This is a genomic window from Bradyrhizobium sp. (assembly GCF_052389815.1).
Classification (GTDB): Bacteria; Pseudomonadota; Alphaproteobacteria; order Rhizobiales; family Xanthobacteraceae; genus Bradyrhizobium.
This window is the reverse complement of record NZ_JBQTHN010000082.1, coordinates 114621-141360: the sequence shown is the minus strand read 5'-3', so window position 1 is coordinate 141360 and position 26740 is coordinate 114621. Positions and strand designations below refer to the sequence as shown.

General features: G+C 64.9%; 29 protein-coding genes. 24 read left to right on the top strand and 5 right to left on the bottom strand.

Features of this window, described 5'->3' with window-relative positions; genetic code table 11:
* Positions 1–8: 8 nt before the first annotated feature.
* The 5 genes from ACT4OC_RS14780 to ACT4OC_RS14760 all read left to right on the top strand — a co-directional run bounded on the left by ACT4OC_RS14780 (position 9) and on the right by ACT4OC_RS14760 (position 5231).
* Positions 9–1211: an ABC transporter substrate-binding protein gene (locus tag ACT4OC_RS14780; protein WP_444839734.1), complete on the top strand. Its 1203-nt coding sequence runs from the start codon at positions 9–11 to the stop codon at positions 1209–1211.
* Positions 1212–1386: 175 nt separating this feature from the next.
* A complete protein-coding gene (locus tag ACT4OC_RS14775; RefSeq protein ID WP_444839733.1) occupies positions 1387–3273 on the top strand; it encodes an ABC transporter permease in 1887 nt (628 codons plus the stop codon).
* The gene (locus tag ACT4OC_RS14770; protein ID WP_444839732.1) at positions 3270–4061 is read left to right on the top strand and encodes an ABC transporter ATP-binding protein; all 792 of its coding nucleotides are present in this window, start codon (positions 3270–3272) and stop codon (positions 4059–4061) included. The genes ACT4OC_RS14775 and ACT4OC_RS14770 overlap by 4 nt, the downstream gene beginning before the upstream one ends.
* Positions 4058–4762 (top strand): ABC transporter ATP-binding protein, encoded by a 705-nt coding sequence (locus ACT4OC_RS14765; protein ID WP_444839731.1) that lies wholly within the window; start codon positions 4058–4060, stop codon positions 4760–4762. The genes ACT4OC_RS14770 and ACT4OC_RS14765 overlap by 4 nt, the downstream gene beginning before the upstream one ends.
* 13 nt (positions 4763–4775) lie before the next feature.
* The gene (locus ACT4OC_RS14760; protein ID WP_444839730.1) at positions 4776–5231 is read left to right on the top strand and encodes a MarR family winged helix-turn-helix transcriptional regulator; all 456 of its coding nucleotides are present in this window, start codon (positions 4776–4778) and stop codon (positions 5229–5231) included.
* 168 nt (positions 5232–5399) lie between these two features.
* Here ACT4OC_RS14760 and ACT4OC_RS14755 read toward each other — a convergent pair whose 3' ends face one another.
* Complete coding sequence (locus ACT4OC_RS14755; protein ID WP_444839729.1) at positions 5400–6596, bottom strand: amidohydrolase family protein; 1197 nt, start codon at positions 6594–6596, stop codon at positions 5400–5402.
* A gap of 145 nt (positions 6597–6741) precedes the next feature.
* On the opposite strand from ACT4OC_RS14755, the gene ACT4OC_RS14750 reads away from it, so the two are divergent.
* Positions 6742–7515 carry a ferredoxin--NADP reductase gene (locus ACT4OC_RS14750; protein ID WP_444839728.1) on the top strand — a complete coding sequence of 258 codons (774 nt, stop codon included), beginning with the start codon at positions 6742–6744 and terminating at the stop codon, positions 7513–7515.
* A gap of 141 nt (positions 7516–7656) precedes the next feature.
* Here the strand turns inward: ACT4OC_RS14750 and ACT4OC_RS14745 are convergent, their stop codons facing one another.
* A complete protein-coding gene (locus ACT4OC_RS14745) occupies positions 7657–8502 on the bottom strand; it encodes an HD domain-containing protein (RefSeq protein WP_444839727.1) in 846 nt (281 codons plus the stop codon).
* Positions 8503–8722: 220 nt separating this feature from the next.
* Here ACT4OC_RS14745 and ACT4OC_RS14740 point away from each other — a divergent pair, with 220 nt between their 5' ends.
* The 14 genes from ACT4OC_RS14740 (at position 8723) to ACT4OC_RS14675 (ending at position 20358) form a co-directional block, all read left to right on the top strand.
* Positions 8723–9049, top strand: a complete 327-nt coding sequence (locus ACT4OC_RS14740) for a hypothetical protein (protein ID WP_444839726.1) — start codon at positions 8723–8725, stop codon at positions 9047–9049.
* 269 nt (positions 9050–9318) lie between these two features.
* A complete protein-coding gene (locus ACT4OC_RS14735; RefSeq protein WP_444839725.1) occupies positions 9319–10044 on the top strand; it encodes a cysteine hydrolase family protein in 726 nt (241 codons plus the stop codon).
* On the top strand, positions 10041–11678 hold the full coding sequence (locus ACT4OC_RS14730) for a regulator (protein ID WP_444839724.1): 1638 nt from the start codon (positions 10041–10043) through the stop codon (positions 11676–11678). Before ACT4OC_RS14735 ends, ACT4OC_RS14730 begins: the two co-directional genes overlap by 4 nt.
* Before the next feature lie 380 nt (positions 11679–12058).
* Entirely contained in the window at positions 12059–12784 is a 726-nt protein-coding gene (locus ACT4OC_RS14725) for a TetR/AcrR family transcriptional regulator (RefSeq protein ID WP_444839771.1), read from the top strand.
* A gap of 55 nt (positions 12785–12839) precedes the next feature.
* The gene (locus tag ACT4OC_RS14720) at positions 12840–13868 is read left to right on the top strand and encodes an amidohydrolase family protein (RefSeq protein ID WP_444839723.1); all 1029 of its coding nucleotides are present in this window, start codon (positions 12840–12842) and stop codon (positions 13866–13868) included.
* A gap of 1 nt (position 13869) precedes the next feature.
* Entirely contained in the window at positions 13870–14565 is a 696-nt protein-coding gene (gene ligK / locus ACT4OC_RS14715) for a 4-carboxy-4-hydroxy-2-oxoadipate aldolase/oxaloacetate decarboxylase (protein ID WP_444839722.1), read from the top strand.
* Between the two features lie 7 nt (positions 14566–14572).
* A complete protein-coding gene (locus tag ACT4OC_RS14710; protein ID WP_444839721.1) occupies positions 14573–15286 on the top strand; it encodes a substrate-binding domain-containing protein in 714 nt (237 codons plus the stop codon).
* Positions 15287–15303: 17 nt separating this feature from the next.
* Positions 15304–16236, top strand: a complete 933-nt coding sequence (locus tag ACT4OC_RS14705; protein ID WP_444839720.1) for an amidohydrolase family protein — start codon at positions 15304–15306, stop codon at positions 16234–16236.
* Between the two features lie 11 nt (positions 16237–16247).
* Complete coding sequence (ligA, locus tag ACT4OC_RS14700) at positions 16248–16637, top strand: protocatechuate 4,5-dioxygenase subunit alpha (RefSeq protein ID WP_444839719.1); 390 nt, start codon at positions 16248–16250, stop codon at positions 16635–16637.
* The gene (locus tag ACT4OC_RS14695) at positions 16637–17491 is read left to right on the top strand and encodes a class III extradiol dioxygenase subunit beta (RefSeq protein ID WP_444839718.1); all 855 of its coding nucleotides are present in this window, start codon (positions 16637–16639) and stop codon (positions 17489–17491) included. The genes ligA and ACT4OC_RS14695 overlap by 1 nt, the downstream gene beginning before the upstream one ends.
* 1 nt (position 17492) lies before the next feature.
* Positions 17493–18449, top strand: a complete 957-nt coding sequence (locus ACT4OC_RS14690) for a Gfo/Idh/MocA family oxidoreductase (RefSeq protein ID WP_444839717.1) — start codon at positions 17493–17495, stop codon at positions 18447–18449.
* Positions 18450–18669: 220 nt separating this feature from the next.
* On the top strand, positions 18670–19023 hold the full coding sequence (locus ACT4OC_RS14685) for a protocatechuate 4,5-dioxygenase subunit alpha (RefSeq protein ID WP_444839716.1): 354 nt from the start codon (positions 18670–18672) through the stop codon (positions 19021–19023).
* Positions 19024–19026: 3 nt separating this feature from the next.
* Entirely contained in the window at positions 19027–19866 is an 840-nt protein-coding gene (locus ACT4OC_RS14680) for a class III extradiol dioxygenase family protein (protein ID WP_444839715.1), read from the top strand.
* Positions 19867–20007: 141 nt separating this feature from the next.
* Positions 20008–20358: a hypothetical protein gene (locus ACT4OC_RS14675; protein WP_444839714.1), complete on the top strand. Its 351-nt coding sequence runs from the start codon at positions 20008–20010 to the stop codon at positions 20356–20358.
* Positions 20359–20361: 3 nt separating this feature from the next.
* Here ACT4OC_RS14675 and ACT4OC_RS14670 read toward each other — a convergent pair whose 3' ends face one another.
* The 3 genes from ACT4OC_RS14670 to ACT4OC_RS14660 all read right to left on the bottom strand — a co-directional run bounded on the left by ACT4OC_RS14670 (position 20362) and on the right by ACT4OC_RS14660 (position 23758).
* The gene (locus tag ACT4OC_RS14670) at positions 20362–21339 is read right to left on the bottom strand and encodes an NADPH:quinone oxidoreductase family protein (protein WP_444839713.1); all 978 of its coding nucleotides are present in this window, start codon (positions 21337–21339) and stop codon (positions 20362–20364) included.
* A 173-nt stretch (positions 21340–21512) separates the two neighbouring features.
* Positions 21513–23069 (bottom strand): acyl-CoA synthetase, encoded by a 1557-nt coding sequence (locus ACT4OC_RS14665; RefSeq protein ID WP_444839712.1) that lies wholly within the window; start codon positions 23067–23069, stop codon positions 21513–21515.
* Entirely contained in the window at positions 23066–23758 is a 693-nt protein-coding gene (locus ACT4OC_RS14660) for a TetR/AcrR family transcriptional regulator (protein ID WP_444839711.1), read from the bottom strand. Before ACT4OC_RS14660 ends, ACT4OC_RS14665 begins: the two co-directional genes overlap by 4 nt.
* Before the next feature lie 91 nt (positions 23759–23849).
* Between ACT4OC_RS14660 and ACT4OC_RS14655 the strand changes: the two genes are divergently transcribed.
* Genes ACT4OC_RS14655 through ACT4OC_RS14640 form a run of 4 tightly spaced genes read left to right on the top strand, consistent with a single transcriptional unit; the run spans position 23850 to position 26738 of the window.
* Positions 23850–25034: a lipid-transfer protein gene (locus tag ACT4OC_RS14655; protein WP_444839710.1), complete on the top strand. Its 1185-nt coding sequence runs from the start codon at positions 23850–23852 to the stop codon at positions 25032–25034.
* A 2-nt stretch (positions 25035–25036) separates the two neighbouring features.
* A complete protein-coding gene (locus ACT4OC_RS14650; RefSeq protein ID WP_444839709.1) occupies positions 25037–25492 on the top strand; it encodes a MaoC family dehydratase N-terminal domain-containing protein in 456 nt (151 codons plus the stop codon).
* Complete coding sequence (locus ACT4OC_RS14645; protein ID WP_444839708.1) at positions 25489–25896, top strand: MaoC family dehydratase; 408 nt, start codon at positions 25489–25491, stop codon at positions 25894–25896. Before ACT4OC_RS14650 ends, ACT4OC_RS14645 begins: the two co-directional genes overlap by 4 nt.
* Positions 25897–25910: 14 nt before the next feature.
* The gene (locus tag ACT4OC_RS14640) at positions 25911–26738 is read left to right on the top strand and encodes an SDR family NAD(P)-dependent oxidoreductase (RefSeq protein WP_444839707.1); all 828 of its coding nucleotides are present in this window, start codon (positions 25911–25913) and stop codon (positions 26736–26738) included.
* Positions 26739–26740 lie beyond the last annotated feature (2 nt).

Below are 26740 nucleotides of genomic sequence, written 5' to 3'. Positions count from 1 at the left end.
GAGAAGGGATGCGACGGAGACATTTGTTAGGCGCCGGACTTGCGGTGGTGGTTGCCGGCCTGTCTGGCAACGCCATTGCGCAGAGCGAAATCAAGATCGGCGAAATCAACAGCTACTCGCTTTTGCCGGCCTTCACTGAACCATATCGAAAGGGCTGGCAGCTCGCGCTGGAGGAGGTCAACGCCGCCGGCGGCATCAACGGCAAGAAGCTGGTCGTCATCTCCAAGGACGACGGCGGCAAGCCGGCCGACGCGCAGACCGCGGCCAATGAACTGGTGTCGAGCGAGAACGTCGCCATGCTCTGCGGCACGTTCCTGTCCAACATCGGGCTGGCGGTCAGCGACTTCGCCAACCAGAAGAAGGTGTTCTTCCTCGCGGCCGAGCCATTGACGGATGCCATCACCTGGTCGAAGGGCAACCGCTACACCTTCCGCCTGCGCCCCTCCAACTACATGCAGGCGGCGATGCTGGTGGAGCAGGCGGCGAAGCTTCCGGCCAAGAAATGGGCGACGATCGCGCCGAACTATGAATACGGCCAGTCGGCGGTCGCCGTGTTCAAGAAGCTGATGTCGGCGAAGCGTCCGGACATCCAGTGGGTGGACGAGCAGTGGCCGCCGCAGGGCAAGATCGACGCCGGCCCCGTGGTGCAGGCGGTTGCCGCTGCCAATCCGGAGGCTATCCTCAACGTCACCTTCGGCGCGGACCTCGTCAAGCTGGTGCGTGAAGGCAATACCCGCGGCCTGTTCAAGGGCCGTTCGGTGGTGAGCTTCCTCACCGGAGAGCCGGAATATCTCGATCCGCTGAAGGACGAGACGCCGGAGGGTTGGATCGTCACCGGCTATCCCTGGTATTCGATCAAGACGCCGGAGCACGACAAGTTCCTCAAGGCCTATCAGGCCAAGTACAACGATTATCCGCGGCTGGGCTCGATCGTCGGCTATCAGACCATCAAGGCGGCAGCCGCGATCCTCACCAAGGCGAACTCGACCGATCCGGAGAAGCTGATCGCGGCGACCGAGGGCCTGTCGATGGGCTCGCCCTTCGGCGACATCACCTTCCGCAAGATCGACCATCAGTCGACGCTCGGCGCGTTCGTCGGCAAGACCGCGCTCAAGGACGGCAAGGGCATCATGGTGGACGCCGCCTACAAGAAGGGCGCGGACTTCCTGCCGAGCGACGCCGAAGTCGAGAAGCTGCGTCCGAAGAACTGAACTTCTCCCTCTCCCTGCCCTTCGCGGGGAGAGATGGGGCCTCATGGTTCGAGACGCGCGGCGTTGCCGCGCTCCTCACCATGAGGGTCTCCGACCTCATCCTGAGGAGCCCGCCGCAGGCGGGCGTCTCGAAGGATGAGCCACGTGCGCCTGATCACGCCAACCCGGACCGCCAATGGCCTTTTACGTCGTCCAGTTCCTGACCGGCCTTGCCAGCGCGGCGTCGCTGTTTCTGGTCGCCTCGGGCCTGTCGATCATCTTTGGCGTGACGCGGATCGTGAACTTTGCCCACGGCGCCTTCTACATGCTCGGCGCCTATGTGGCGTTCACGTTGACCGAGCGCTTCTCCGGCGCGCTTGGCTTCTGGGGCGGCATCGTCGCGGCCGCACTGGTCGTGGCCGTGGTCGGCGTGATCGTCGAGATGGTGCTGCTGCGGCGAATCTACCATTCGCCCGAACTGTTTCAGTTGCTGGCGACCTTCGGCTTGACGCTGATGGTCGAGGACCTCGTCGTCCTGATCTGGGGACCGGACGATCTGCTCGGCCGCCGCGCGCCGGGATTCAAGGGTGCGGTCGATTTCTTCGGCCAGAACATCCCGAGCTATGACCTGTTCCTGATCGTGCTGGGCCCGGTCGTGCTCGGCATCCTGTGGCTGCTGTTCCAGCGGACGCGCTGGGGCATTCTGGTGCGCGCGGCGACGCAGGACCGCGACATGGTGGCGGCCCTCGGCGTGAATCAGAAGTGGTTGTTCACCTCCGTCTTCGCGGTCGGCGTCTTCCTCGCCGCCCTCGGCGGCGCGTTGCAGATCCCGCGCGATGCCGTGCATCACGCGATGGACCTGCGCATCATCGTCGAGGTCTTCGTCGTCGTCGTGATCGGCGGCCTCGGCAGCATCACCGGCGCCTTCGTCGCCGCGGTTTTGGTGTCCGAACTCAATGCCTTCGGCATTCTGATCTTCCCGAAGATTTCGATCATCCTCGTGTTCCTGGTCATGGCGGTGGTGCTGATCGTCCGGCCCTGGGGCCTGTTCGGCAAGCCGGAGGCGCCGGCACGGCGCACGCCGGGCCTCACGGTCAATCCCTGGCGGCCGCTCACCGCGAACGAGCGCATCGGCGCGCTGGTGGCGCTGGTCGTCGCCGCGGCGCTGCCCTTTGTCGGCGGCAACTATGCGATGACGGTCGGCTCGGAGATCGCGATCTACGTAATCTTTGCCGCCAGCCTGCATTTCCTGATGTCGGTTGGCGGACTCGCTTCCTTCGGACATGCGGCGTATTTCGGCCTCGGGGCCTACGGCGTCGCTTTCCTCGCCAAGATGGCGGGGTTGCCGATGATCGTCTCGCTGCTGCTCGGACCCTTGCTCGGTTGCCTTGGCGCGGCGGTGTTCGGCTTCTTCTGCGTGCAACTCTCGGGCGTCTATTTCGCGATGCTGACGCTCGCCTTTGCGCAGATCGTCTGGTCGATCGCGTTCCAGTGGGTGGCGGTGACCGGCGGCGACAACGGCATTCTCGGCGTCTGGCCGGAAAAATGGGCGGCAGGGCCGGCGAGCTTCTACTGGCTGTCGCTGGCGGTTGCGGCGCTCTGCGTCGTGGCGCTCCGCCTCATCGTGTTCTCCCCCTTCGGTTACGCTCTGCGGGCGACGCGGGATTCGCCGCTGCGGAGCGAAGCCATCGGCATCAACGGCAAGCGCATGCAGTGGACCGCCTTCGTGATCGCCGGCACGGTCGCGGGCGTCGGCGGCTCACTGTTTGCGTATCTCAAGGGCAGCGTCTTCCCCGATAGCCTGGGCATCTCGCTCTCGGTCGATGCGCTCGTGATGGTGCTGCTCGGCGGCGTCGAAACCATATCGGGCGCGGTGATAGGCGCCATCGTGTTCAAGGCGTTGAACATCTGGCTGGTCAGCCAGACCGACTGGTCCAAGCTCGTGCTCGGCGCATTCGTCGTGCTGATCGTCGTCGCCTTCCCCAAGGGTATTGTCGGCACGCTCGAGGCGGTGATCGGGCGCTGGCGGCCTAACTCGCCTTCCTCGAAATCGCGGCTTGCCGGCGTCGAGGTGGCCGAATGAGCGCGCCGCGCACATTGCTGTCGGTCGAGGGGCTGACCAAATCCTATGGCGGCGTGCACGCGGTGCGCGGTGTGTCGTTCGAATTGAAGGCCGGCGAGATCCTGGCGCTGATCGGGCCGAACGGCGCGGGCAAGAGCACCTGTTTCGACATGCTCAACGGCCAGAACACCCCGGACTCCGGCCGCGTCACGTTGCTGGGCCAGGACACGCTCGGCCGCAAGCCCCGCGAGATCTGGCGGCTTGGCGTCGGGCGCACCTTCCAGATCACGGCGACCTTTCCGACCATGACGGTGCGGGAGAACGTGCAGGTCGCGCTGGTGTCCTACGGCCAGGCGCTGTTCAATTTCTGGGCCTCGACGCCGCACTTTGCGCGGGAGGAGGCAGGCCGCCTGCTCGATCTCGTCGGCATGGACGGCTATGCCGAGCGGCCCTGCGGTGAGCTCGCTTATGGCGACCTCAAGCGGCTGGAACTGGCAATGGCGCTGGCCAATCGGCCGAAACTTCTTCTCATGGATGAGCCCACCGCCGGCATGGCGCCGCGCGAGCGCGTCGAGCTGATGCGGCTCACCGCGAAGATCGCGCGAGAACAGGAAATCGGCGTGCTCTTCACCGAGCACGACATGGACGTGGTGTTCGAGCACGCGGACCGCATCCTCGTGCTGAACCGCGGCAGCCTGATTGCGGAAGGCACGCCCGAGCAGGTTCGCGCCAATCCGCAGGTGCGCGCGGTCTATCTCGGCGAGGGCCTGGTCTACGACGCGCGGCATCGCGAGGGAGCGCACCCATGAAGCTCCAGGTCGCGGACCTCAACAGTTTTTACGGCCCGGCGCATATCCTGTTCGATATTGCGCTCGAGGTCGGCGAGGGTGAGGTGGTGGCGCTGCTCGGCCGCAACGGTGCCGGCAAGTCCACCACGTTCCGCTCCATCGTCGGCCTCGTCGCGCAACGCTCCGGGCAGATCCTGTTCGAGGGTAGGGACGTGTCGCGCGAGCCGACCCATGTCATCGTGCGCGGCGGGCTAGGCTATGTCCCGGAGGAGCGGCGCATCTTCACTGACCTGACGGTCGACGAGAACCTCGAAGTCGGGCGGCAGCCGAAGCGGGCCAATGCGCCGCACTGGACGCGGGAAAAGCTGTTTACGCTGTTTCCTAATCTCGGCGAGATGCGCAATCGCCCCGGCGGGCGGATGAGCGGCGGCGAGCAGCAGATGCTGACGATCGCGCGCACGCTGATGGGCAATCCCTCGCTGGTGCTGCTGGACGAGCCCTCCGAAGGGCTGTCGCCGAAGATCGTCGAGCAGATGGTCGATGCGATCCTCGCGATGAAGAAGGAGGGCGTCGGCATCGTCGTATCCGAGCAGAATCTGCATTTCGCGCGGTTGATCTCGGATCGCGCCTACATCATCGAGCGCGGCCGCATCTGTTTCGGCGGCACCATGGCCGAGCTCGACGCGCGGCCTGATATCCGCGACGCGCATCTGTCGCTGTGACGGGAGGCGGGGCATGAGCAGGGCCGTTGCAACCAAGCGAAACGCGAAGCCGGCGAGAGCCGCCTACGTGCTCGACGAGCAGATCGGCTTCATCCTGCGCCAGGTCTGGCAGCGCCACGCCATGATCTTCGCCCGCGACATCGGCATCAACCTCACGCCGACGCAGTGGGCGGCGCTGGCAAAACTGCAGGAGACCGGGCCGTGCTCGCAGAACCAGCTCGGCCGGTTGACCGCAATGGACGTCGCGACCATCAAGGGCGTCATCGATCGGTTGACGGCGCGCGGCTTGACCGAAACCTCGCCCGATCCGGAGGACGGCCGGCGATTGCTGGTGAGCCTGACGAAAGCGGGCCAGCAGCTTGCCGAGAAGGCCGCGCCGAATGCGCTGGCGATCTCCCGCGAAACGCTGGCGCCGCTGGAGGCGAAGGAGCGTGAGCTGCTGATGGTTCTTTTGAACAAGCTGCGGTGAAGACAGGCAGACTACCTGCGTCCGAGAATGCCGCCCACATGCCGCCGATGAGGTTACCCCGAGCTGACGCTGTGGCCGCCGCGCCAGCTTCTCGGCAGGTAACGCGGCAGGCGAGGCGACTCGTGGCGCTGCCGGGATAGCCGGTGATGCCGTCCAGTGCCGAACCTACTACCGCGGCACGATCTCCGGCACCTTGCCGGCGGGCGGGGTGTTGCGGCTGCGCTGGGTGCGGACGATACCGTCGATGACGGTCATGCCGATGCCGGGGAGGTCGCCAAGCTGCACGCTCTCCAGGATGTTCTTGCCCGGCGAGTGCTGCGCCTTGTCCATGAGGACGAAGTCGGCGGCGCGGCCGATTTCGATCAGGCCGCAGTCGAGCTCGCGCATCCGCGCGGTGTTGCCGGTGGCGAGGCAAAACGCGATCTCGGCCGGCAGCTCGCCGAGCGATGACAGCATCGAGACCATGCGCAGGATGCCGAGCGGCTGCACGCCGGAGCCGGCCGGCGCGTCGGTGCCGAGGATGACGCGGTGGAGATCGCCCATCTCGCGCGCGGTGCGCAGCGTGAACAGTGCCGAGCGCTCATTGCCGTTGTGCACCAGCTCGAGCCCGCGCTTGCAGCCCTCGCAGATGCAGCGGATCTGGTCGTCGGGCAGCGCGGTGTGGCCGCCATTGATGTGACCGACCACGTCGGTGTCGGCCTCCAGCACGACGTCCTTGTCGATCAGGCCGGAGCCGGGAATTGATGGCCCGCCGGTGTGGATGGTGCTCTGAATGCCGTACTTGCGCGCCCAGCCCACCATCTTGCGCGCGGTCGGACCGTCCTTGACGCCGCCGAGGCCGACCTCGCCGAGCAGCTTGACGCCGGCCGCAGCCATCTCCTTGAAGTCTTCTTCCACCATCTCGCATTCGATCACAGGCGCGCCGGCATGAACCTTCACGCCGCCCGGGCGGAGGGTCCAGAATGCGCGCTGTGCGAAGATCGCCATCGCCTTCAGGCCGACCACGTCGCGTGGACGGCCGGGCATGTGCACTTCGCCGGCCGAGATCATGGTGGTGACGCCACCGTGCAGATAGCTGTCGATCCAGTTGATCTGGTTCTGCCGCGGCGTCCAGTCGCCGGCGACGGGGTGGACGTGGCTGTCGATCAGGCCGGGCGCCACCGTGGTGCCGTTGGCATCGACAATGGTGGTGGCGCCTTCGGTGTCGACGTCCTTCAGCCGCCCGATCGCAGTGATCTTGCCATTCTCGGCGACGATGGTGTCGGCATCGAGAATTGGCTTCTCCAGCGCCCCCGACAGCATGAGCCCGATGTTGCGGATCACCAGCTTGCTGGGACCGGTCGCCTGCGGTGCGTCATGGGCCATGGGGCATCTCCCTTTGAAATTGCTGGCGAATTTGATCCCGGCTTGACCTTCGGATCAAGCCGGATTATTTGTTTGTATACGAACGATCGTATACGAATGAATTGATCGGTCAACGGGCCGAAGGCTGGATCAGGGCACGAGCGCGATGAGCAATTTCAACCAGGAGAGCGTCACCAGCGTCCATCACTGGACCGACAATCTGTTCTCCTTCACCACCACGCGCGATCCCTCGTTCCGCTTCCGCAATGGCGAGTTCACCATGATCGGGCTCAAGGTCGGCGAGAAGCCGCTGCTGCGCGCCTACAGCGTCGCCAGTGCCAATTACGAGGACCGGCTCGAATTCTTCTCCATCAAGGTGCAGGATGGCCCGCTGACTTCGCGCCTGCAGCACCTGAAGGTCGGCGATCCCATCATCGTCAGCCGCAAGGCGACGGGCACGCTCGTGATCGACAATCTCGAATCCGGCCGCAATCTTTATCTGGTCGGCACCGGCACCGGGCTGGCGCCGTTCCTCTCGGTGATCAAGGATCCCGAGACCTACGAGCGGTTCGAGAAGGTCGTGCTGCTGCACGGCTGCCGCCGCGTCAAGGAGCTCGCCTATGGCGAGACCATCACCGAGAAGCTGCCGAGCGACGAGCTGATCGGCGACTACGTGCGAGGCCAGCTGATCTATTACCCGACCGTGACGCGCGATCCCTTCCGCAACCGCGGCCGCATCACCGACCTCATCACGTCGGGGAAGCTGTTCGAAGATATCGGCCTGCCGGTGCTCGCGCCAGAACATGACCGCGTCATGATCTGCGGCAGCCCGGCGCTGGTCGCCGACACCCGCGTGCTCCTCAACAATCGCGGCTTCATCGAAGGCAATCACGGCGAGCCCGCGCAGTTCGTGGTCGAAAAGGCTTTTGCCGAGCGCTGACTTCCTCCCGAGCGCTGGGTATTCACTGGGCGTGATGGCGATGCCGTCACGCCCTTTCTTTTGTGAGGAATGGTCGCGGTGTCCACGATCACCTCTCCCTCCGGGAGCGGTGGGTGCATGCAGCACGATCTCCAACTGGCATTACCGCTGCGGGCCCATCAACCTGTCGTCATTTTCGGCACACAGCACATGGTGATGCAGATTGGCGATCCACTGCCGGCCGGACACCGTCATCGCAAGGTACTTGATCGCGCCGCCGAGATGCTCGGACACCGTGTTCCAGTAGAAGCTCGGATAGCGGTCGATCAGGTCGGCCGGCGAGGAATAGCCGAGCTGGCGGTTCATGCCGATCTCTTCGAACTCCCAGAACAGCGCATTGGCCTTCCTGGAATAGAGGGGATCGCCGAGCTGGCCGATCAGGTCGGCGGCCTGCACCAGCCGCGGCTCCTGTGCCAATTCGGCGGCGTCCTTCATCGGCAGCGGTGGAAAGCGCGTGCATTCGATCGCATCGGTGACTCGCTTGACGTCGATCAGCGGGGACTTTTCGAGCCGCTCACGGGCGAAGATTTTTGAGCGGTCGACATGGTAGGGAGTCAGCGCCGCATCGGAGGCGCCGCGCGGCAGCTCGATGGTCTTGCCGTGCTCGTCGATGATGAACTCGTCGGCGGTGTCGCCGCTGAGTACGCCGCGCATGTAGCCGATGTCGTGCAGCAGGCAGGCCACGATCAGGTGCGCGTAGTCCTCGGGCTCGATGCGGTGCGCCAGCCACATGCCCTGCAATATGTCGCGGCCGACCAAGGTTACCTGAAACGTATGCTCGTAATTGTGATAGAGTGCGTCGCTGCGGGCGAGGCATTCGATGGTGGAGCGCGCCAGCGCGCCCATCCGCTCACCGAGAGCGTCGTGGGTGCGGCCGAAAATACGGCGAAAGTCCTTGGTGAGGAAACCACCAAGCTTTTTGGCTGCAGATGCCGTGATAGGTTTCACGCAACGCCTCCCACGCCGGCATCGATCCTAACATTTCCGGATCAAACGAGAAGCCGGAAAGCGGCCGATGCGGCGGTGTCAGGGGAGGGCGTGCCAGCGCTCTTGCGATGCGGTAGCGCCGACTAGTCGTTGCGCTCCATCGCGTCGGTCCGGTGGTGCAGGGCGATGCGAACACGAGATTGCGCGGCGTCCATATCGTCGCGTCATGACGCATTGCTTGATGCTGCCAGCCGCTGCGCAGACCGTGCCTGCCGCACCCGCAGATTGCGCGCGAACGGCGGGACGATTCAGGATCGCAATCGTCACCCCGATCGCGGCCGCCGTCGGCGAGCAGGGCACCGCTACCCAGGAGATCGCCGCCAGCGTGCAGCGCGCGGCGTCGGGCACCAACTCGGTGTCGCAGATCATCACCAGCGTGACCTCGGCCACGACCCAGACCGGTGAGGTGGCGCATGTGGTGCTGCAGTCGAGCGAGAAGCTCGCCGGCAAGCTGCAGGTGTTGCAGCGCGAGGTGTCGGAGTTCGTCGCAGGGCTCCGCGCGGCGTAACCACGGCTACCCGGTGGCGGTTCGCGCCTGTTCGAGAGCCGCGATAGACTTTTCGCGATGGCGGCCGAGGCATGCGCAGGCGACGCCTATGGAATAGGCAACTGCGCGTGGCGGCGGCTTTGCGCGGAAAACGCGCGATCGTCGCACGAAATCCAACCGGCTGAATTTACTGGGGATTCGCGGCGCCTTCGCGCTCTGTCCTGATTGTACACAATGGCATAGGCCTTGCTTCGCCTCTCCCGACAATTCCTCGTTCGGGGCGTGCGGTCATGGCGAGTGCAAAGGGATCATCCAGCGGCACCATCGTCGCGGAGCCGGAGCCGATCACGCTCGACTGGTTGAGGACGGCGCTGCTCATCATCGACATGCAGCGCGATTTCATGGAGGCGGGCGGCTTCGGCGAGACGCTCGGCAATGACGTTTCGCATCTCGCGCGCGCCGTGAAGCCGATCGCCTCCGTGCTGGCGGCTGCGCGTGCGCGCGGCTTGCCCGTCATCCATACACGCGAGGGGCATTTGCCGGATCTTTCCGATGCGCCGCCGGCAAAAGTCGAGCGGGGCAGGCCTTCCTTGCGCATTGGCGATCCCGGCCCGATGGGCCGCATCCTGATCCGCGGCGAGCCCGGCCACGACATCATTCCCGAGCTCTATCCGCGCGCCGGCGAGATCGTGATCGACAAGCCCGGCAAGGGCGCCTTCTACGCCACGGCGCTCGGCGAAGTCTTGCAGAAGCACGTCATCGAGAACCTGCTGGTGTGCGGCGTCACCACGGAAGTGTGCGTCAACACCACGGTGCGCGAGGCCAACGACCGCGGCTATCGCTGCGTCGTCATATCGGACGGCTGCGCATCCTACTTTCCCGAGTTTCACGCAATGGGTCTTAAGATGATCAAGGCCCAGGGCGGCATCTTCGGCTGGGTCGCCGACTCGGCCGCGGTACTGGAGGCGATCTATCCGGCAACTCTGAGAACACTTGCTGCGGGGGCATCACGATGAGCACGAGCACGACGGCAGTCAGACCTGATTTCAAGCCGGCGCTGTGGACGCCGGGCGACTGGAACGCCTTCTTCGGCTTCGGCACCAACATTCTCGTCAACATGCTGGTGCTGACGGGCCTGCTGCGCTTCGTGCTGAAGATGCCGGACAGCCTCGTATTCGGCCGCATCCTGCCGGCGCTCGGCCTGATGATGTGCCTCTCGACGATGTACTACGCCTGGCTCGCCTATCGCCTGGCACAACAGACCGGCCGCAACGACGTTTGCGCGCTGCCCTCGGGCGTCAGCGTGCCGCACATGTTCATCGTCACCTTCGTGATCATGCTGCCGATCACCCTGAAGACCGGCGATCCCGTCAAGGGCTGGTCGGCGGGCCTCGTCTGGGTGTTCTTCCAAAGCTTCATCCTGATGCTCGGCGGCTTCATCGCGCCTTACATCCGCAGGATCACGCCGCGGGCGGCGCTGCTGGGTACGCTCGCAGGCGTCTCCGTCACCTTCATCTCGATGCGGCCGGCGCTGGAAATGTACATGACGCCCCAGATCGGACTGGTCTGCTTCGCCATCATCCTGGCGAGCTGGTTCGGCGGGGTGAGATATTACAAGGGGATTCCAGCAGGTCTGGTGGCGATCGCGGCGGGCATGCTGATCGCATGGGGCTCGAACCTGTTCGATCTCGGGCTCGGCGGCCTCAGCGTCAAGGGCGTCGCCGCGGCCTTCGCCAATTTCGGCTTCTCGGTGCCGATCCCGGCCTTCGGCCAGGTGTTTTCCGGCTTCGAGTTCCTCGGCATCATCCTGGTGACGGCGATCCCGTTCGGCATCTACGACCTCGTCGAGGCCATGGACAACGTCGAGAGCGCGGAAGCTGCGGGCGACGCGTTCCCGACTACGCGTGTCCTGACCGCCGACGGTGTCGTCAGCCTGATCGGCTGCCTGATGGGCAATCCCTTCATCAACGCCGTCTATATCGGACACCCCGGCTGGAAGGCGATGGGCGGCCGCATCGGCTATTCGGCGGCAACCGGCATCATGGTGATCGTGCTGTCGTGGTTCGGCATCATCTCGCTGCTGCTGGCGCTGGTGCCCGTGGTCGCGATCTCGCCGATCCTGCTCTACATCGGCATGCTGATAGGCGCGCAGGCGTTCCAGACCACGCCGGTCAAGCACGCACCCGCCATTGTGCTGGCGCTGACGCCGCACCTGGCCGCCTGGGCCAAGCTGCAGATCGACACCATGCTGGGCGCGACCCTCGCGGCCGCGCAAGGCGTCGGCGCGATGGCGCCCGACAAGGCGGATGCGGTGAAGGCCGCTGCGATCGCCTCGCTGCCGCAGCAGGGCGTGCTCTATCGCGGGCTGGAAGTCATGGGCGGCGGCTCGATCCTCACCGGACTCGTGTTAGGGGCGATCGGCGTGTTCGTGATCGAGCGCGACTTCGTCAAGGCGGCGGCGTTCTCGCTCGCCGGCGCCGTGCTGACCTATTTCGGCTTCATGCACGGCGAAGCCGTCGGCATCGGCGGCGGCCTTGGCGTGACGCCGACGGTGGCGCTGGCTTACGTGGTAGTCGCGGCGATCCTGTATGGGCTCGCGAAATCGGAGACGGTGCTAGCCTCGAGCCCGGTGGCCGCACCGGCGGAATAGGCAACGCCTGCACCTCTGCCTCCAAGCGTGATGCCCGAGCCTCGTCTCCGCTTTCGCTAAAGCTTCGGCGCGACGAGTCCAGCCCGCCGTAGCCTTTGGCGCAGGCGGCTCCCGGGCATCCACGTCTTTGGCCGCCTTGATAAGGAAGACGTGAATGGCCGGGACCCGTCTCCGCCAAGGCTCCGCCGGGGCCACGAACTCGCCCGGCCCGCCGAAGCTTTAGCGAAGGCGGCAAACCAGGCCATGACGGGTGGGTAGGGGCTCGCGCTCGCCCCATAAGTGCTTGTCCTGTCGTATTTTCTTGATTTGATCACGTTTAGGACGCCGGCGACACGTTCTTGTTGACTGGACCTTCCTTCTTGTACATACGTACAAATGTCATGACCGAGCCGGACAGGGAAAAGATGCGCAAGCCCAACATGCGCGAAGCGATCCTCGCCGCCGCCGAGGAACTGTTCTCGACCAACGGGTTCAACGCGGTGTCGGTGCGCGACATCGCGCAGGCGGCCGGCGCCAATCCGGGCAGCGTGACTTACCACTTCAAGACCAAGGACGGTCTGCTGCTGGAGATCTACCAGCGCCATTGCCTGCCGATGAACCACCGGCGCTCCGAATTGCTGGAAGCCGCCAAGCGCGTGCGCGATCTGCACGACCGGCTGGAAGCCATCGTGCGCGCCTATGTGCTGCCGGCGTTCTCCTCCAGCAGCGACCTTGCCGGCGGCGGCGTGCGCTTCACGCGGCTGCGCGCGATCATGTCGGCCGAGGGTAACGAAGTGGCGCGGCGGATCATCGCCCAGACCTTCGATGATACCAGCCACGCCTTCATCGATGCGATCCACGAGAGCCTGCCGCATATCCCGCGTACCGAAATCGTCTGGCGCAGCCATTTCCTGTTGGGAGCGCTCTACTACACGCTGGTGACCCCCGAGCGCGTGTCGCGGCTGTCGCGCGGCGACGCCGACGGCGGCGATCCGGGCGAAGCGATCGAGCAACTGGTGAAGTCGACCGTCGCCTCGTTGCAGGCGCCCGCGCTCGACCGGCCTGCGGCCGCGCGCAAGCGCACGAACTCGCCGAACAAGTCGCCCGACGGCGTGGCAGCGAGCTGAAATGAAAGCGAGCAGGTGGGAACACATAACCCGCCGCCAGTAAGGGAGAGACGAAGTGATCATCGACGTCCACGGCCACTACACCACGGCGCCCAAGGCGCTGGAGGACTGGCGCAACCAACAGATCGCCGGCATCAAGGATCCCGCGGTGAAGCCGAAGGCGGGCGATCTGAAGATCAGCGACGACGAGCTGCGCGACTCCATTGCCAACAATCAGCTGCGACAGATGAAGGAGCGCGGCAGCGACCTCACGCTGTTCAGTCCGCGCGCCAGCTTCATGGCGCATCACATCGGCGATTTCGAGGTGTCCTCGACCTGGGCCGCGATCTGCAACGAGCTGTGCTGGCGGGTGAGCAAGCTCTTCCCCGACCATTTCATCGGCGTTGCCATGCTGCCGCAGTCGCCGGGCGTCGATCCCAAGACCTGCATTCCCGCGATCGAGAAGTGCATCAACGAGTATGGCTTCGTCGGCATCAACCTCAATCCCGACCCCTCCGGCGGGCACTGGAATTCGCCGCCGCTGTCGGACCGGCACTGGTATCCGATCTACGAGAAGATGGTCGAACTCGACATTCCCGCGATGATCCACGTCTCGACCAGCTGCAATCCCGCCTTCCACACCACGGGCGCGCACTATCTCAACGCCGACACTACGGCCTTCATGCAGTGCCTGACCTCGGACCTGTTCAAGGACTTTCCGAAGCTGCGCTTCCTGATTCCGCACGGCGGGGGCGCTGCGCCCTATCACTGGGGCCGTTTCCGGGGGCTGGCGCAGGAAATGAAGAAGCCGCTGCTGAAGGACCATCTCCTCAACAACATCTACTTCGACACCTGCGTCTATCACCAGCCCGGCATCGACTTGCTGACCAAGGTCATCCCGGTCGACAACGTGCTGTTCGCGAGCGAAATGATCGGCGCAGTGCGCGGCATCGATCCGGAGACCGGTTTCCACTATGACGACACCAAGCGCTACATCGAGGCGGCGCCGTCGCTGAGCGATGCGGACCGCAAGAAGATATTCGAAGGCAATGCGCGGCGCGTGTTCCCGCGGCTCGACGCGGCGCTGAAGGCAAAGGGGAAGTAAGATGAGTGCTGCGATGAACGATATGGGCATCGTCCGGCGCAATATTGTACGTGCCGACAAGGCAGCCGTCGAAAAGCTGTCGCGCTTTGGCGTTGCCACCATTCACGAGGCGATGGGCCGCGTCGGCTTGATGCAGCACTACATGCGGCCGATATATTCCGGCGCGCACATGTGCGGCACAGCCGTCACCGTGCTGCTGCAGCCCGGCGACAACTGGATGATGCACGTGGCGGCGGAGATGATCCAGCCGGGCGACGTCGTGGTCGCGGCCTGCACGGTGGAGAACACCGACGGCTTCTTCGGCGATCTGCTTGCCACGAGCTATCGCGCCCGCGGCGCCAGCGGCCTGGTCATCGACGGCGGCGTGCGCGACGTGGTGGACCTGACCGAAATGAAGTTCCCGGTGTTTTCCCGCGCCATCAGCGCGCGCGGCACGGTCAAGGCGACACTGGGCTCGGTGAACATTCCGGTGGTCTGCGCCGGTGCGGCGGTCAATCCCGGCGACGTCATCGTCGCCGACATGGACGGCGTGGTCGTCGTGCCTGCAAAGATTGCGCAGCAGGCGGCGGATGCGGCGGAAGCGCGCGAGGCCAATGAGGCCGACAAGCGCGAGAAGCTGGCGAGCGGCGTGCTCGGGCTCGACATGTACAAGATGCGCGAGCCGCTGGCGAAGGCCGGGCTGAAATACATCGACTGAGCGAACCATGGTCGCCGACATCGTAGGCATATCGTCGATGGCAACCCGCCAGATTCTGGCGGAGCTGTCCGGCGCGTACCGACAGCAGACGGGGAAATCGGTTGCGATCGAGGCCGTCGGCGGAGTCGACGCCGCCAAGCGCATCCGTGCCGGCGAGACGTTCGATATCGTCGTGCTGGCCGACGATGCCATGAAGAAGCTGGAAGCGGACGGTTTTCTCAAAGCCGGCAGCCGGGCGGCGTTCGCGGAGTCCTCGATTGCGGTTGCCGTGCGAGCGGGAACGAAGCGTCCCAATCTCACCAGTGAGGCTGCGACGAAGGCCGCGGTGCTGACGGCGAAGTCGATCGGCTACTCCACCGGGCCGAGCGGGACGCATGTTCTTAAGCTGGTGGAGCAATGGGGCCTGGATGCAAGGGACACCGAGCGGATCGTGCAGGCGCCGCCCGGCGTTCCCGTCGGCACGCTGGTAGCGCGGGGCGAGGTCGAGCTGGGCTTCCAGCAGATGAGCGAGTTTCTGGAGGTGCAGGGCATCGAGGTCGCCGGCCTGCTGCCGGCGGAGATTCAATCGGTCACGCTGTTTGCCTGCGGCGTCGGGGCGCAGGCCGGCAACGAGGCCGGCGCGCGCGACCTCATTGCGTTTCTGACGTCGCCGGATGCGAACGCGATCAAATGGAAGCAGGGCATGGAGCCGCCGCGGCGCGCGGGCTCCGGCGACGAATGAGTGAAGGATAGAGGTTGATGTTGAAATCCGTTTCCGGGCCGTTCGAGAAGACCCCGGGTTGGCTGGACTGGTATGACGGTCCGTCGAAGCCGCGCTTCAAGGTGCCCGCGGGCGCGGTGGATGCGCATTGCCACGTGTTCGGTCCGGGCGGGGAATACCCGTACGCGCCGGAGCGCAAGTATACGCCATGCGACGCCTCGCGCGCGCAGCTCTATGCCTTGCGCGACCATCTCGGCTTCTCGCGCAACGTGGTGGTGCAGGCGACCTGCCACGGCGCCGACAACCGGGCGATGATGGACGCGCTGATCCATTCCGGCGGCAAGGCGCGTGGCGTTGCGACGGTGAAGCGCAGCGTCACCGACACCGAGCTGAAGGCGATGCACGAGGCCGGCGTGCGCGGCGTGCGCTTCAACTTCGTCAAGCGGCTGGTCGACTTCACGCCGCGCGACGAATTGATTGAGATCGCCGGCCGCATCGCCAAGCTTGGCTGGCATGTCGTGATCTATTTCGAAGCGGTCGACTTGCCCGAGCTCTGGGACTTCTTCACGACGCTGCCGACCACGGTGGTGGTGGATCATATGGGCCGGCCGGACGTTACCAAGCCGGTGGATGGTCCCGAATTCGAGCTGTTCGTGAAGTTCATGCGCGAGCACCGGAACGTCTGGTCGAAGGTGAGCTGCCCGGAGCGGCTGTCGGTGGCGGGCCCGCCGGCGCTGGGCGGCGAGCAGAATGCCTATCGCGACGTGGTGCCGTTCGGGCGGCGCATCGTCGAGACCTTCCCGGACCGCGTGCTCTGGGGCACCGACTGGCCGCATCCCAACCTGAAGGGCCACGTGCCCGACGACGGCCTGCTGGTCGATTTCATTCCGCATATCGCGGTGACGCAAGAGCTGCAGCGCAAGCTGCTGGTTGACAATCCGATGCGGCTGTACTGGCCCGAGCAATCCTGAGGAGGCAAGCCATGTCACTCGACAAACCCTATACCGACATTCCCGGCACGACGATCTTCGACGCCGACAAGTCGCGCGAGGGATATCACCTGAACCAGTTCTGCATGTCCTTGATGAAGGCGGAGAACCGCGCCCGCTTCAAGGCCAACGAGCGCGCTTATCTCGACGAATGGCCGATGACCGAAGAGCAGAAGCAGGCGGTGATGGCGCGCGACCTCAACCGCTGCATCGCGCTCGGCGGCAACATCTATTTCCTTGCCAAGATCGGCGCCACCGACGGCAAAAGTTTTCAGCAGATGGCCGGCAGCATGACCGGCATGACCGAAGAGCAGTACCGCGACATGATGGTCAAGGGCGGTCGCTCCATCGAAGGCAACCGCACGACCGGGGAGAAGAAGTAATGGCCCGCATCAGCTCAAGCGTTTACACCTCGCACGTGCCGGCGGTGGGTGCTGCGCTGGACCTCGGCAAGACCGCCGAGGCCTACTGGCAGCCGGTGTTCAAGGGCTACGACTTCTCCAAGCAATGGGAGGAGGAGCAGCAGCCCGACGTGATTTTCCTGGTGTTCAACGACCACGCCACCGCCTTCAGCCTCGATTTGATCCCGACCTTCGCGATCGGAACGGCCGCCGAATTCCAGCCGGCCGACGAGGGCTGGGGACCGCGCCCGGTACCGAAGGTGATCGGCCACCCCAAACTCGCCGCGCACATCGCGCAGTCGGTGATCCAGGACGATTTCGATCTCACCATCGTCAACAAGATGGATGTCGACCACGGTCTCACCGTTCCGCTCAGCCTGATGTTCGGGCAGCCGCAGGCATGGCCGTGCCCGGTGATTCCGTTCGCGGTCAACGTCGTGCAGTATCCGCCGCCGTCGGGACGGCGCTGCTTCATGCTGGGCCAGGCGATCCGCAAGGCGATCGAGTCCTATGACGAGCCGCTCAACGTGCAGGTCTGGGGCACCGGCGGCATGAGCCACCAGCTGCAGGGCCCGCGCGCCGGCCTGATCAACAAGGAGTGGGACACCATGTTCCTCGACCGGTTGATCGACGATCCCGACGGGTTGTCGAAGATGCCGCATCTCGACTATGTGCGCGAAGCCGGCAGCGAGGGCATCGAGCTCGTGATGTGGCTGATCGCGCGCGGCGCGATGAGCGACCTGCGGGGCGGCAAGAAGCCGACGGTGCGGCATCGCTTCTACCACGTGCCCGCGAGCAACACCGCCGTCGGCCATCTGATCCTGGAGAACAACTGATATGGCTGGGACCATCAAGGTCGCGCTCGCCGGTGCGGGCGCGTTTGGCATCAAGCATCTCGACGGCATCAAGAACATCGATGGGGTCGAGGTGGTGTCGCTGGTCGGCCGCCGGCTGGAGCCGACAAAAGAGATCGCCGACAAGTACGGCATCAAGCACGTCTCGACCGATCTCGCCGACAGCCTCGCGCTGAAGGAGGTCGATGCCGTCATCCTCTGCACGCCGACCCAGATGCATGCGAGCCAGGCGATCGACTGCATGAAGGCGGGCAAGCATGTGCAGGTCGAGATACCCTTGGCGGATTCGCTGGCCGACGCGCAAGGAGTGGTCGACCTGCAGAAGACGTCCGGCCTGGTTGCGATGTGCGGCCACACCCGCCGTTTCAACCCGAGCCATCAATGGGTGCGCAACAAGATCGTCGCCGGCGAGTTCAACATCCAGCAGATGGACGTGCAGACCTACTTCTTCCGTCGCACCAACATGAACGCGCTGGGCCAGCCGCGGAGCTGGACCGACCATCTGCTCTGGCATCACGCCGCCCACACCGTCGATCTCTTCGCCTACCAGGCGCGCTCGCCGATCGTGAAGGCCAATGCGGTGCAGGGGCCGATCCATCCCAACCTCGGCATCGCCATGGATATGTCGATCCAGCTGAAGGCCGCGAACGGCGCGATCTGCACGCTGAGCCTGTCCTTCAACAATGACGGGCCGCTCGGCACCTTCTTCCGCTACATCGGCGACACCGGCACCTACATCGCGCGTTACGACGATCTGGTGAACGGCAAGGAGGAGAAGATCGACGTCTCCAGGGTCGACGTGTCGATGAACGGCATCGAGCTGCAGGACCGCGAATTCTTCGCCGCAATCCGCGAAGGCCGCGAGCCGAACGCCAGCGTCGCCCAGGTGCTGCCCTGCTATCAGGTGCTGCACGACCTCGACCGGCAGTTGGCCGCATAAGGGGCTGCAGCGGCGCCGTCATGGCCGGGACAAGCCAGGACAAGCCCGGGCATGACGACTTCCGAGACACTGACGCGCTCGCTTGGCGCGAGCGTAGAGCCGCGTCCAAAATCGGCGCGCGATATTGCCTGCTTGATTGCTGCTAAATTTGATTTGGCGCAAAGCGCACGCTGCTTCCAGACCCCAAGGAGAGAGGAGGGGAAACCAGGGAGCAGATATCATGCCGAGCCCGAAATCACGGCAGCCGGTGCCGGGCACCACCATCTTCGACGGCGAGCAGGCCCGCAAAGGCTATGCGCTGAACAAGATGTGCTACTCGTTCAACGATGCCGCCAACCGCAAGGCCTTCGTCGCCGACGAGGACGCCTATTGTGCGAAGTACGGCCTCAATCCGCAGCAGCGCGAGGCCATCCGCAATCGCAACGTGCTGCAATTGCTCGAGGCCGGCGGCAACGCCTACTACCTCGCCAAGTTCGCCGGAATCTTCGGCCTCGACATGCAGGACATCGGCGCCCAGCAAACCGGCCTGACCAAGGATCAGTTCAAGGCCAAGCTTCTCGCGGCAAGGGGGTAGGTTATGGCAAAGATCGTCGGCACCATCACGACCTCGCACGTCCCCGCCATCGGGGGAGCCATCGCCAAGGGGCTGCAGAGCGATCCCTACTGGAAACCCTTCTTCGACGGCTTTCCGCCGGTGCGCGAGTGGCTCGCCAAGGTGAAACCCGATGTCGTCGTGCTCGTCTACAACGACCACGGGCTCAACTTCTTCCTCGACAAGATGCCGACCTTCGCGATCGGTGCGGCTCCCGAATACCGCAACGCCGACGAAGGCTGGGGCATCCCGACCGTCGCGCCGTTCCGCGGCGATCCGGAGCTGTCATGGCACATCATTGAATCGCTGGTGGCGGAGGATTTCGATCCCGTCACCTGCCAGGAGATGGTGGTCGATCACGCCTTCACCCTGCCGATGGCGCTGTGCTGGCCCGACCAGAAATGGCCGGTGCGCACCGTTCCGGTCGTGGTGAATACGGTGCAGGCGCCGCTGCCTTCGGCGAGGCGCTGCTACAAGCTCGGCCAGGCCCTCGGGCGCGCGATCGCGTCATGGCCGAAGGACGAACGGGTCGTCGTCATGGGTACCGGTGGGCTGTCGCATCAGCTCGACGGCGAGCGCGCCGGCTTCATCAACAGGGATTTCGACCTGAAGTTCATGGACAGCATGGTCAGCGATCCCGCCTGGGCGACGAAGTACTCGACGGTCGAGCTCGTCGAACTGTCGGGCACGCAGGGCGTGGAGCTGCTGAACTGGGTGGTGGCGCGCGGCACCTTGCCGGAGAAAGTGAGCAAGCAACAGGCCAATTATCACATCCCGATCTCGAACACGGCAACGGGATTGATGGTGCTCGAACCAGCGGCCTGAAACCCTCGCGGAAGCCCGGCGGCGCCCGCTTTCGCGAGGTCGATCACGCGGCCTTGATACCGACCGGCGGCATGCATGGTATCATGCATAGCGTCTGCTCTTGTTGGTTCTCTGCTCTTGTTGGTTCAGTGGAGTGATTTCATGAGGATGCTGTCCTTGACCGCGGGCCTCGCGGTCGCGCTCTTTGCCACCGGCGCTTCCGCGCAATCGGCCGATCTTTCCGGCAGGTACAATTGCATTGCGATGTGCCGCGGGGAGTATCAGCCTTACATCACGCAGAACGGGCCGGAACTGAACGTGGTGACCGAGGCCGGCGTGCCGTCGCGGGCATGGCGGGACTGGTTTTTTCCGACCACACGGATCTGGGTCGAGGCGATGGGCCAAAGCGCGGTCTATACGCCCGACGGCCTGGTGATCCAGTTCGATGGCGGCACCGTCTGGCGGCGCGACATACCGCCACCGCCACCACCGCCGGTCCGACGCCGCCGATAGTTATCAGGCGATCCGCACCACCATCTTGCCGAGCGCAGCGCGCGTCTGCATGGTCCTGAACGCCTCGCGGAAGTCCGCGAACGGAAAGACCTGGCCGACGACGGGCACGAGCTTCTTGTCCCTCAACCAGCTCAAGAGCTGCGCGGTGACGCGCCGCTCCGTCTCGGGCTCCCGGCGGCCGATCTGCGCGAGATCGACGCCGGTGAGCACGCCGCCCTTCAGCAGCGGCAGGTTGAAGGGCAGGGCCGGGATCTTGCCGGCGGCAAACCCGACCACGAGATGACGGCCGTTCCAGGCGATCGAACGGAATGCCTGCACGGATACCTCGCCGCCGACGGGATCGTAAATCACGTCCGCGCCGTGGTCGCCGGTCAGCTCCTTCAGCACGTCGCGCCAGTTGGCCTGCGTATAGTCGATGGTTGCGTCCGCGCCGTGGTCGCTCGCGAATTTTCGTTTCTCTTCCGTCGATGCCGCAGCGATGACCCGCGCGCCCAGCAGCTTGCCGACCTGCACCGCGGCAATGCCGACGCCGCCGGCCGCACCCAGCACCAGCAGGATTTCGCCCGATCTGAGTGAGCCCCGTTCGGCAAGCGCATAGAGCGCGGTGAGATAGTTGGCGCGAAAGGCGGCCGCGACTTCCGGCGCTATGCCGTCTGGCATCGCGGCGAGCGTCGCGGCCGGCACGACGATGTATTCGGCGAGCGCGCCGGATCGCGCCATGCCCATCACGGCCTGACCTGATGCGAGACCGGTAACCCCGGCGCCGACGGCATCGACGAGGCCGGCGAATTCCGTTCCCGGGGTGAAGGGCAGGGCGTCCTTGGTCTGATAGAGGCCTTGCACCTTCAGCCCGTCGACGAAGCCGATGCTGGCGGCCTGCACCTTGACGCGCACTTGGCCTGCGGAGACGCCGGGCAGCGCGACATCCTTCAGCGGGATGTTGTCGATGGTATCGTACTGCTCGACGACGACGGCTTCCATGTGAGTTCCTGAACGTTCTACGAGACATGTAGGGTGGGCAAAGGCGCTCTTGCGCCGTGCCCACCTTCGGCACTCTGCTCGTGATGGTGGGCACGCTTCCGCCTTCGCTCTTTGAGCTACGGCGGACAAGTCGCTTTGCCCACCCTGCGATTCTACGATTCCGCCGGCCGATATCAACTGACACGCCGCTCGCGGTTTTCCCAGAACGGCTTGCGCAGCTCGCGCTTGAGGATCTTGCCGGCGCCGGAAAGCGGCAACGGCTTGTCGGTGATCTCGACGCTGCGCGGGCATTTGTAGCCGGCGATCAGCGTCTTGCAGAATTCCATCAGCTCGTCCGGGGTCGCCTTTGCGCCGGGCTTGGCCACCACGACGGCATGGACCTGCTCGCCCCAGCGTTCGTTGGGGATACCGATCACGGCGCACTGCGCCACCGCCGGATGTTGCGCCAGCGCGTTCTCGACCTCGGCGGAATAGATGTTCTCGCCGCCGGAGATGATCATGTCCTTGACGCGGTCGACGACGTAGACGAAGCCGTCCTCGTCCATGTAGCCGCCGTCGCCGGTGTGCATCCAGCCATCGATGACGGCCTTCGTGGTTTCTTCCGGCCGCTCCCAATAACCCATCATGACAATGTCGCCGCGCACGGCGATCTCGCCGACAGTGCCGTAGGGCACGACCTTGTCGTCGGCATCCACGATCTTCACCTCGCAGCCGAACGTGGCGCGGCCTGCGGCGCGATGTCGGCCCTTGGCGCGGCCTTCGCCGATGTGCTCCTTCCAGTGCAGCAGCGTCGCAATCGGCGCCAGTTCCGTCATGCCGTAGGCTTGCGTGAATTGCACGTTCGGCAACGCCTTCAGGGCGCGGCCGAGCACGGCCTCGCTGATGGGAGAAGCGCCATAAGCGATGCCTTTCAGCGACGACAGGTCGTAGTCGCCAAGCTTCGGATGATCGACTAACGTCTGGATCATGGTCGGCACCAGCAGCGTATCGGTAACGCGGTCGCGCTGGATCGCGGCTGCAACGCCATCGGGCGAAAAGCCCTGGATGACCACGTTGGAGCCGCCGCTGAGCAGGATCGAGTACATCGCCGCACCATTGGCGAGGTGGAACATCGGCGCCGCATGCAGATAGGTCGCGCTGTTCGGCCACAGGCCTTCGCCGAGCGCGTTCATCGCATTCGCCATCAGATTGCCGTGGCTGAGCATGACGCCCTTGGAACGACCGGTGGTGCCGCCGGTGTAGAAGATGCCGCAGAGGTCGGAACTCCCGCGCATCGCGTCCGGCATCGGTGCGTTGCGCTCGATCAGCTTCTCGTAGTTCTCCATGCCCGCCGGGGTCTCGCCGTCATCGGCATAGACGAGCTTCAGGCCGGGGATCGCCTTCGCCAGCGCCGTGCCGACCGGAGCAAAGGCCTTGTCCACGAACAGAAGGCCGGCGCGGCAATCGCGCAATGCGTCCTCGTTCTCGAGCGGGCTCCAGCGAATGTTGAGCGGCACGATCACCGTGCCGGACCAGCCGGCGGCGAGATAAAGCTCGAGATAGCGGTCGGAATTCAGCGACAGGATCGCGACGCGCTCACCGGCCTGCGCGCCCAGCGCGCGGATGCCGGCCGCCAGCCGGGCCACGCGGTCGCCGACCTCGCGCCAGTTCTTGCGTCGGTCGCCACAGACGATGGCGAGGCCGTTCGGATTGATCTGCAGCGCGCGCCGCAGGCCATGGGTGATGTTCATCGCGTTCCTCCACGCTTGACGTTTGCCGGCGGTTTCTTCGCCTTGTTTCCCGATTGCCTTGCCGCGATCCCCTCGGTGAGGCGGACCGCAAACTCGCGTGCGATCGCTTCCCCCGACAAGGCGCCGCCCGGCTGATACCAGTGACCGATCCAGTTCAGCGAGCCGGCGATGGCGAAGGCGGACAGCTTGACGTCGCACGGCTTGATCGAGCCGTCGGCGATGCCATCCTTGATGTAGGCGCGAAACGCGCGATCGATCTTCCTCTTGGAGGCCTGGACGATCTTCCTGTTGTGCTCGCTGAGGTCGCGCACGTCGAAGCGAACGAGGCTCTTGCCGTAATCCATCGTCATCAGCTCGGCGTAGCTGACGATCAGCTTGCGCAGTTTCGTCAGTCCGCTGCCGCCGGCGGCCGCGATCTCGCCAATGCGGTCGTCAACGCGCTCCGCTCCGATCGCCCAGCACTCGTAGAGAATTTCGTCCTTGCCGCGGAAGTAGTTGTAGAGCGCAGGCTTGGTGATATTGAGCCGCTCGGCGACATCGTTGAGCGTGGTGCCGTGATAGCCTTGCTCGAGAAAGAGCTGCACCGCCGTGCGCAGCACCGCCTCGCGCTTCTCGTCGCGGGCGCGGCGGCGGCTCTCGAACGGCATCCATGGCGACTGGTGGGTGGCGGAGGAGGGCGATCCGTCCATTTCGAAGTGGCTTTCCGGCGTTGACACAGAAGTAGCTGTATATTACCCATGGGTAAGCAACAGTCCAGCAGGTAATTTTCGGGAGGAAGCGATGAGTTCGCGCACCATGGTCGCCGGCGTCGGCATGATCCCCTTCGTCAAGCCTGGCGCCAACGCGCCGTATCACGTGATGGGCGCGGAGGCCGCGACGCTGGCGCTTGGCGATGCCGGCATCGACTACGGCAAGGTGCAGCAGGCCTATGTCGGATATGTCTATGGCGATTCCACCTGCGGGCAGCGCGCGCTTTATCCGGTCGGCATGACCGGCATCCCGATCGTCAACGTCAACAACAATTGCTCGACCGGCTCGACCGCGCTGTTCCTGGCGCGGCAGGCGATCGAGTCGGGCGCGGCCGATTGCGTGATGGCGCTCGGCTTCGAGCAGATGAAGCCCGGCGCGCTCGGCGCCGTGTTCACCGACCGTCCCAGCGCCTTCGACGAGTTCGACGCGGCCGCCGACAGACTGGTCGATGCGCCCGGCGTGCCGCTGGCGCTGCGCTATTTCGGCGGCGCAGGGCTCAGCCACATGAAGAAATACGGCACGCCGCTCTCCGCCTTCGCCAAGGTGCGGGCCAAGGCGAGCCGCCATGCCAGGAACAATCCGCTCGCGCTGTTCCGCAAGGAGGTTACCGCCGACGACGTCATGAACGATCAGGTGATCTGGCCCGGCGTCATGACGCGCCTGATGGCCTGTCCGCCGACCTGCGGCGCGGCGGCGGCGATCCTGGTGTCCGACAAGTTCGCCGAAAAGCATGGCATGCGCCGCGATGTGCGAATCCGCGCTCAGGCGATGACGACGGATACGGCGTCCACCTTCGGCGCCGGCGACATGATGCAGGTGGTCGGTTTCGACATGGCGCGCGATGCCGCCAACAAAGTCTATGAGGCCGCCGGCATTGGGCCGGAGGATCTCGACGTCGTCGAGCTGCACGACTGCTTCGCCCACAACGAGCTGATCACGTATGAGGGGCTCAGCCTTTGCGGGGAAGGCGAGGCGGCGCGCTTCATCGACGACGGCGACAATACGTACGGGGGAAGGATCGTCACTAATCCCTCCGGCGGGTTGTTGTCGAAGGGTCATCCGCTCGGCGCCACCGGCCTCGCACAATGCTACGAGCTGACGCGGCAGCTGCGCGGCACTGCGCAGGCGACGCAGGTCGAGGGCGCGCGGATCGGCCTGCAGCACAATCTCGGGCTCGGCGGCGCCTGCGTCGTCACGCTATACGAGCGCGCCTGACCATGGTCGATCAATCCGCCGTCGGGCGTGAGTTCACGCCGGTTACCGCGCGCGTCGAGCCGGGCCGCCTGCGCTTCTTTCTCGACACGCTCGGCGAGAGCAATCTGCTTTATCGCGAAGAGAAGGCGGCACGGGCGGCGGGCTACGACGCGACGCCGGTACCGCCGACCTATCTCTTCTGCCTCGAGATGATGGACGCGACCGAGCCATTCGAATTCCTGAACGCACTCGACATCGATCTCGCGCGCGTACTGCATGGCGAGCAGCGCTTCGACTATTTCGCGCCGGTCGTTATCGGCGACGTCCTGACGTTCCGGTCACGGGTTACCAGCGTGACCGACAAGAAGGGCGGGGCGATGACGCTGATCGTCGTCGAAACCGAGGTCACCAACCAGGACGGCGTGCATGTGGCCGATACTTCCCGCACCGTCGTCGTACGCAATCCGAGGCCGTCATGAGTGGGGCTCGACTGAATGTGGGCGAGCGCATCGTCCACAAGGAGTTTCCGCCGATCACGCGGCATCGGCTTGCGCTCTATTGCGGGGCGTCGGGCGATCACAACCCGATCCATGTCGATCTGGACTTTGCCAGGAAGGCCGGATTTCCCGACGTGTTCTCCCATGGGATGCTGGTGATGGCCTATCTCGGCCAGGCGCTGACTGACGCGGTGCCGGCCTCGCGCATCCGTTCCTTCTCGACGCGCTTTGCCGCGATCACGCAGCTCGGCGCGAAACTGACCTGCGAGGGCACGGTGGCCGAGCTCATCGAGCAAAATGGCGAGAGGCGGGCGCGGCTGGCGCTGACCACCAGGGATGAAACCGGCGAGATCAAGCTTGCCGGCGAAGCCATCGTCGCATTGTGAGAACAAGGAATCCCATGTCGAAACTGAAGGGAAAAGTCGCGCTCGTCACCGGTTCCGGCCGCGGCATCGGCCGCGCCATTGCGCTGAAGCTGGCGAGCGAAGGAGCGAAGCTCGTCGTCAATGATCTCGATGCCGCACCGGGCGATGCCGTCGCCGCCGAGATCAAGGCCGCGGGCGGCGAGGCCGTTGCGGTCAACGGCAGCGTGTCGGAAGCGGGATTCGCCGACCGCTTCGTGGGCGCGGCGCTGTCGAACTTCGAGGGCCTCGACATCATCGTCAACAATGCCGGCTACACCTGGGATGCCACCATCCAGAAGATGACCGACGAGCAGTTCCAGTCGATGCTGGACGTGCATCTCGTCGCGCCGTTCCGCATTCTGCGCGCGGCGGCCGAGCCGATCCGGGTGATGGCGAAGAAGGAGGCGGAAGCCGGCAGCGAGGTGTTCCGCAAGGTCGTCAACATTTCCTCGATCGCCGGCCTGTACGGCAATGCCGGGCAAGCCAGCTATTCCTCCGCCAAGGCCTCGCTGGTGGGCCTGACGCGGACGCTGTGCAAGGAGTGGGGGCGCTACAAGGTGAACGTCAATTGCGTCGCCTTCGGCCTGATCAACACCCGCCTGACCCAGCCGATCGAGACGCAGCAGAAGACCATCGATGTCGCCGGCCGCGACATCAAGGTCGGCGTCCAGCCGCAGATGCTGGAGGCCATGGGGCGGATGATCCCGCTCGGCCGCGGCGGTACCCCGGAAGAGGCGGCGGACGCGGTTTATCTGTTCTGCAGCCCGGAATCGAACTACATCAGTGGTCAGGTGATCGTCTGCGGCGGCGGTCTCATCGTCTGATT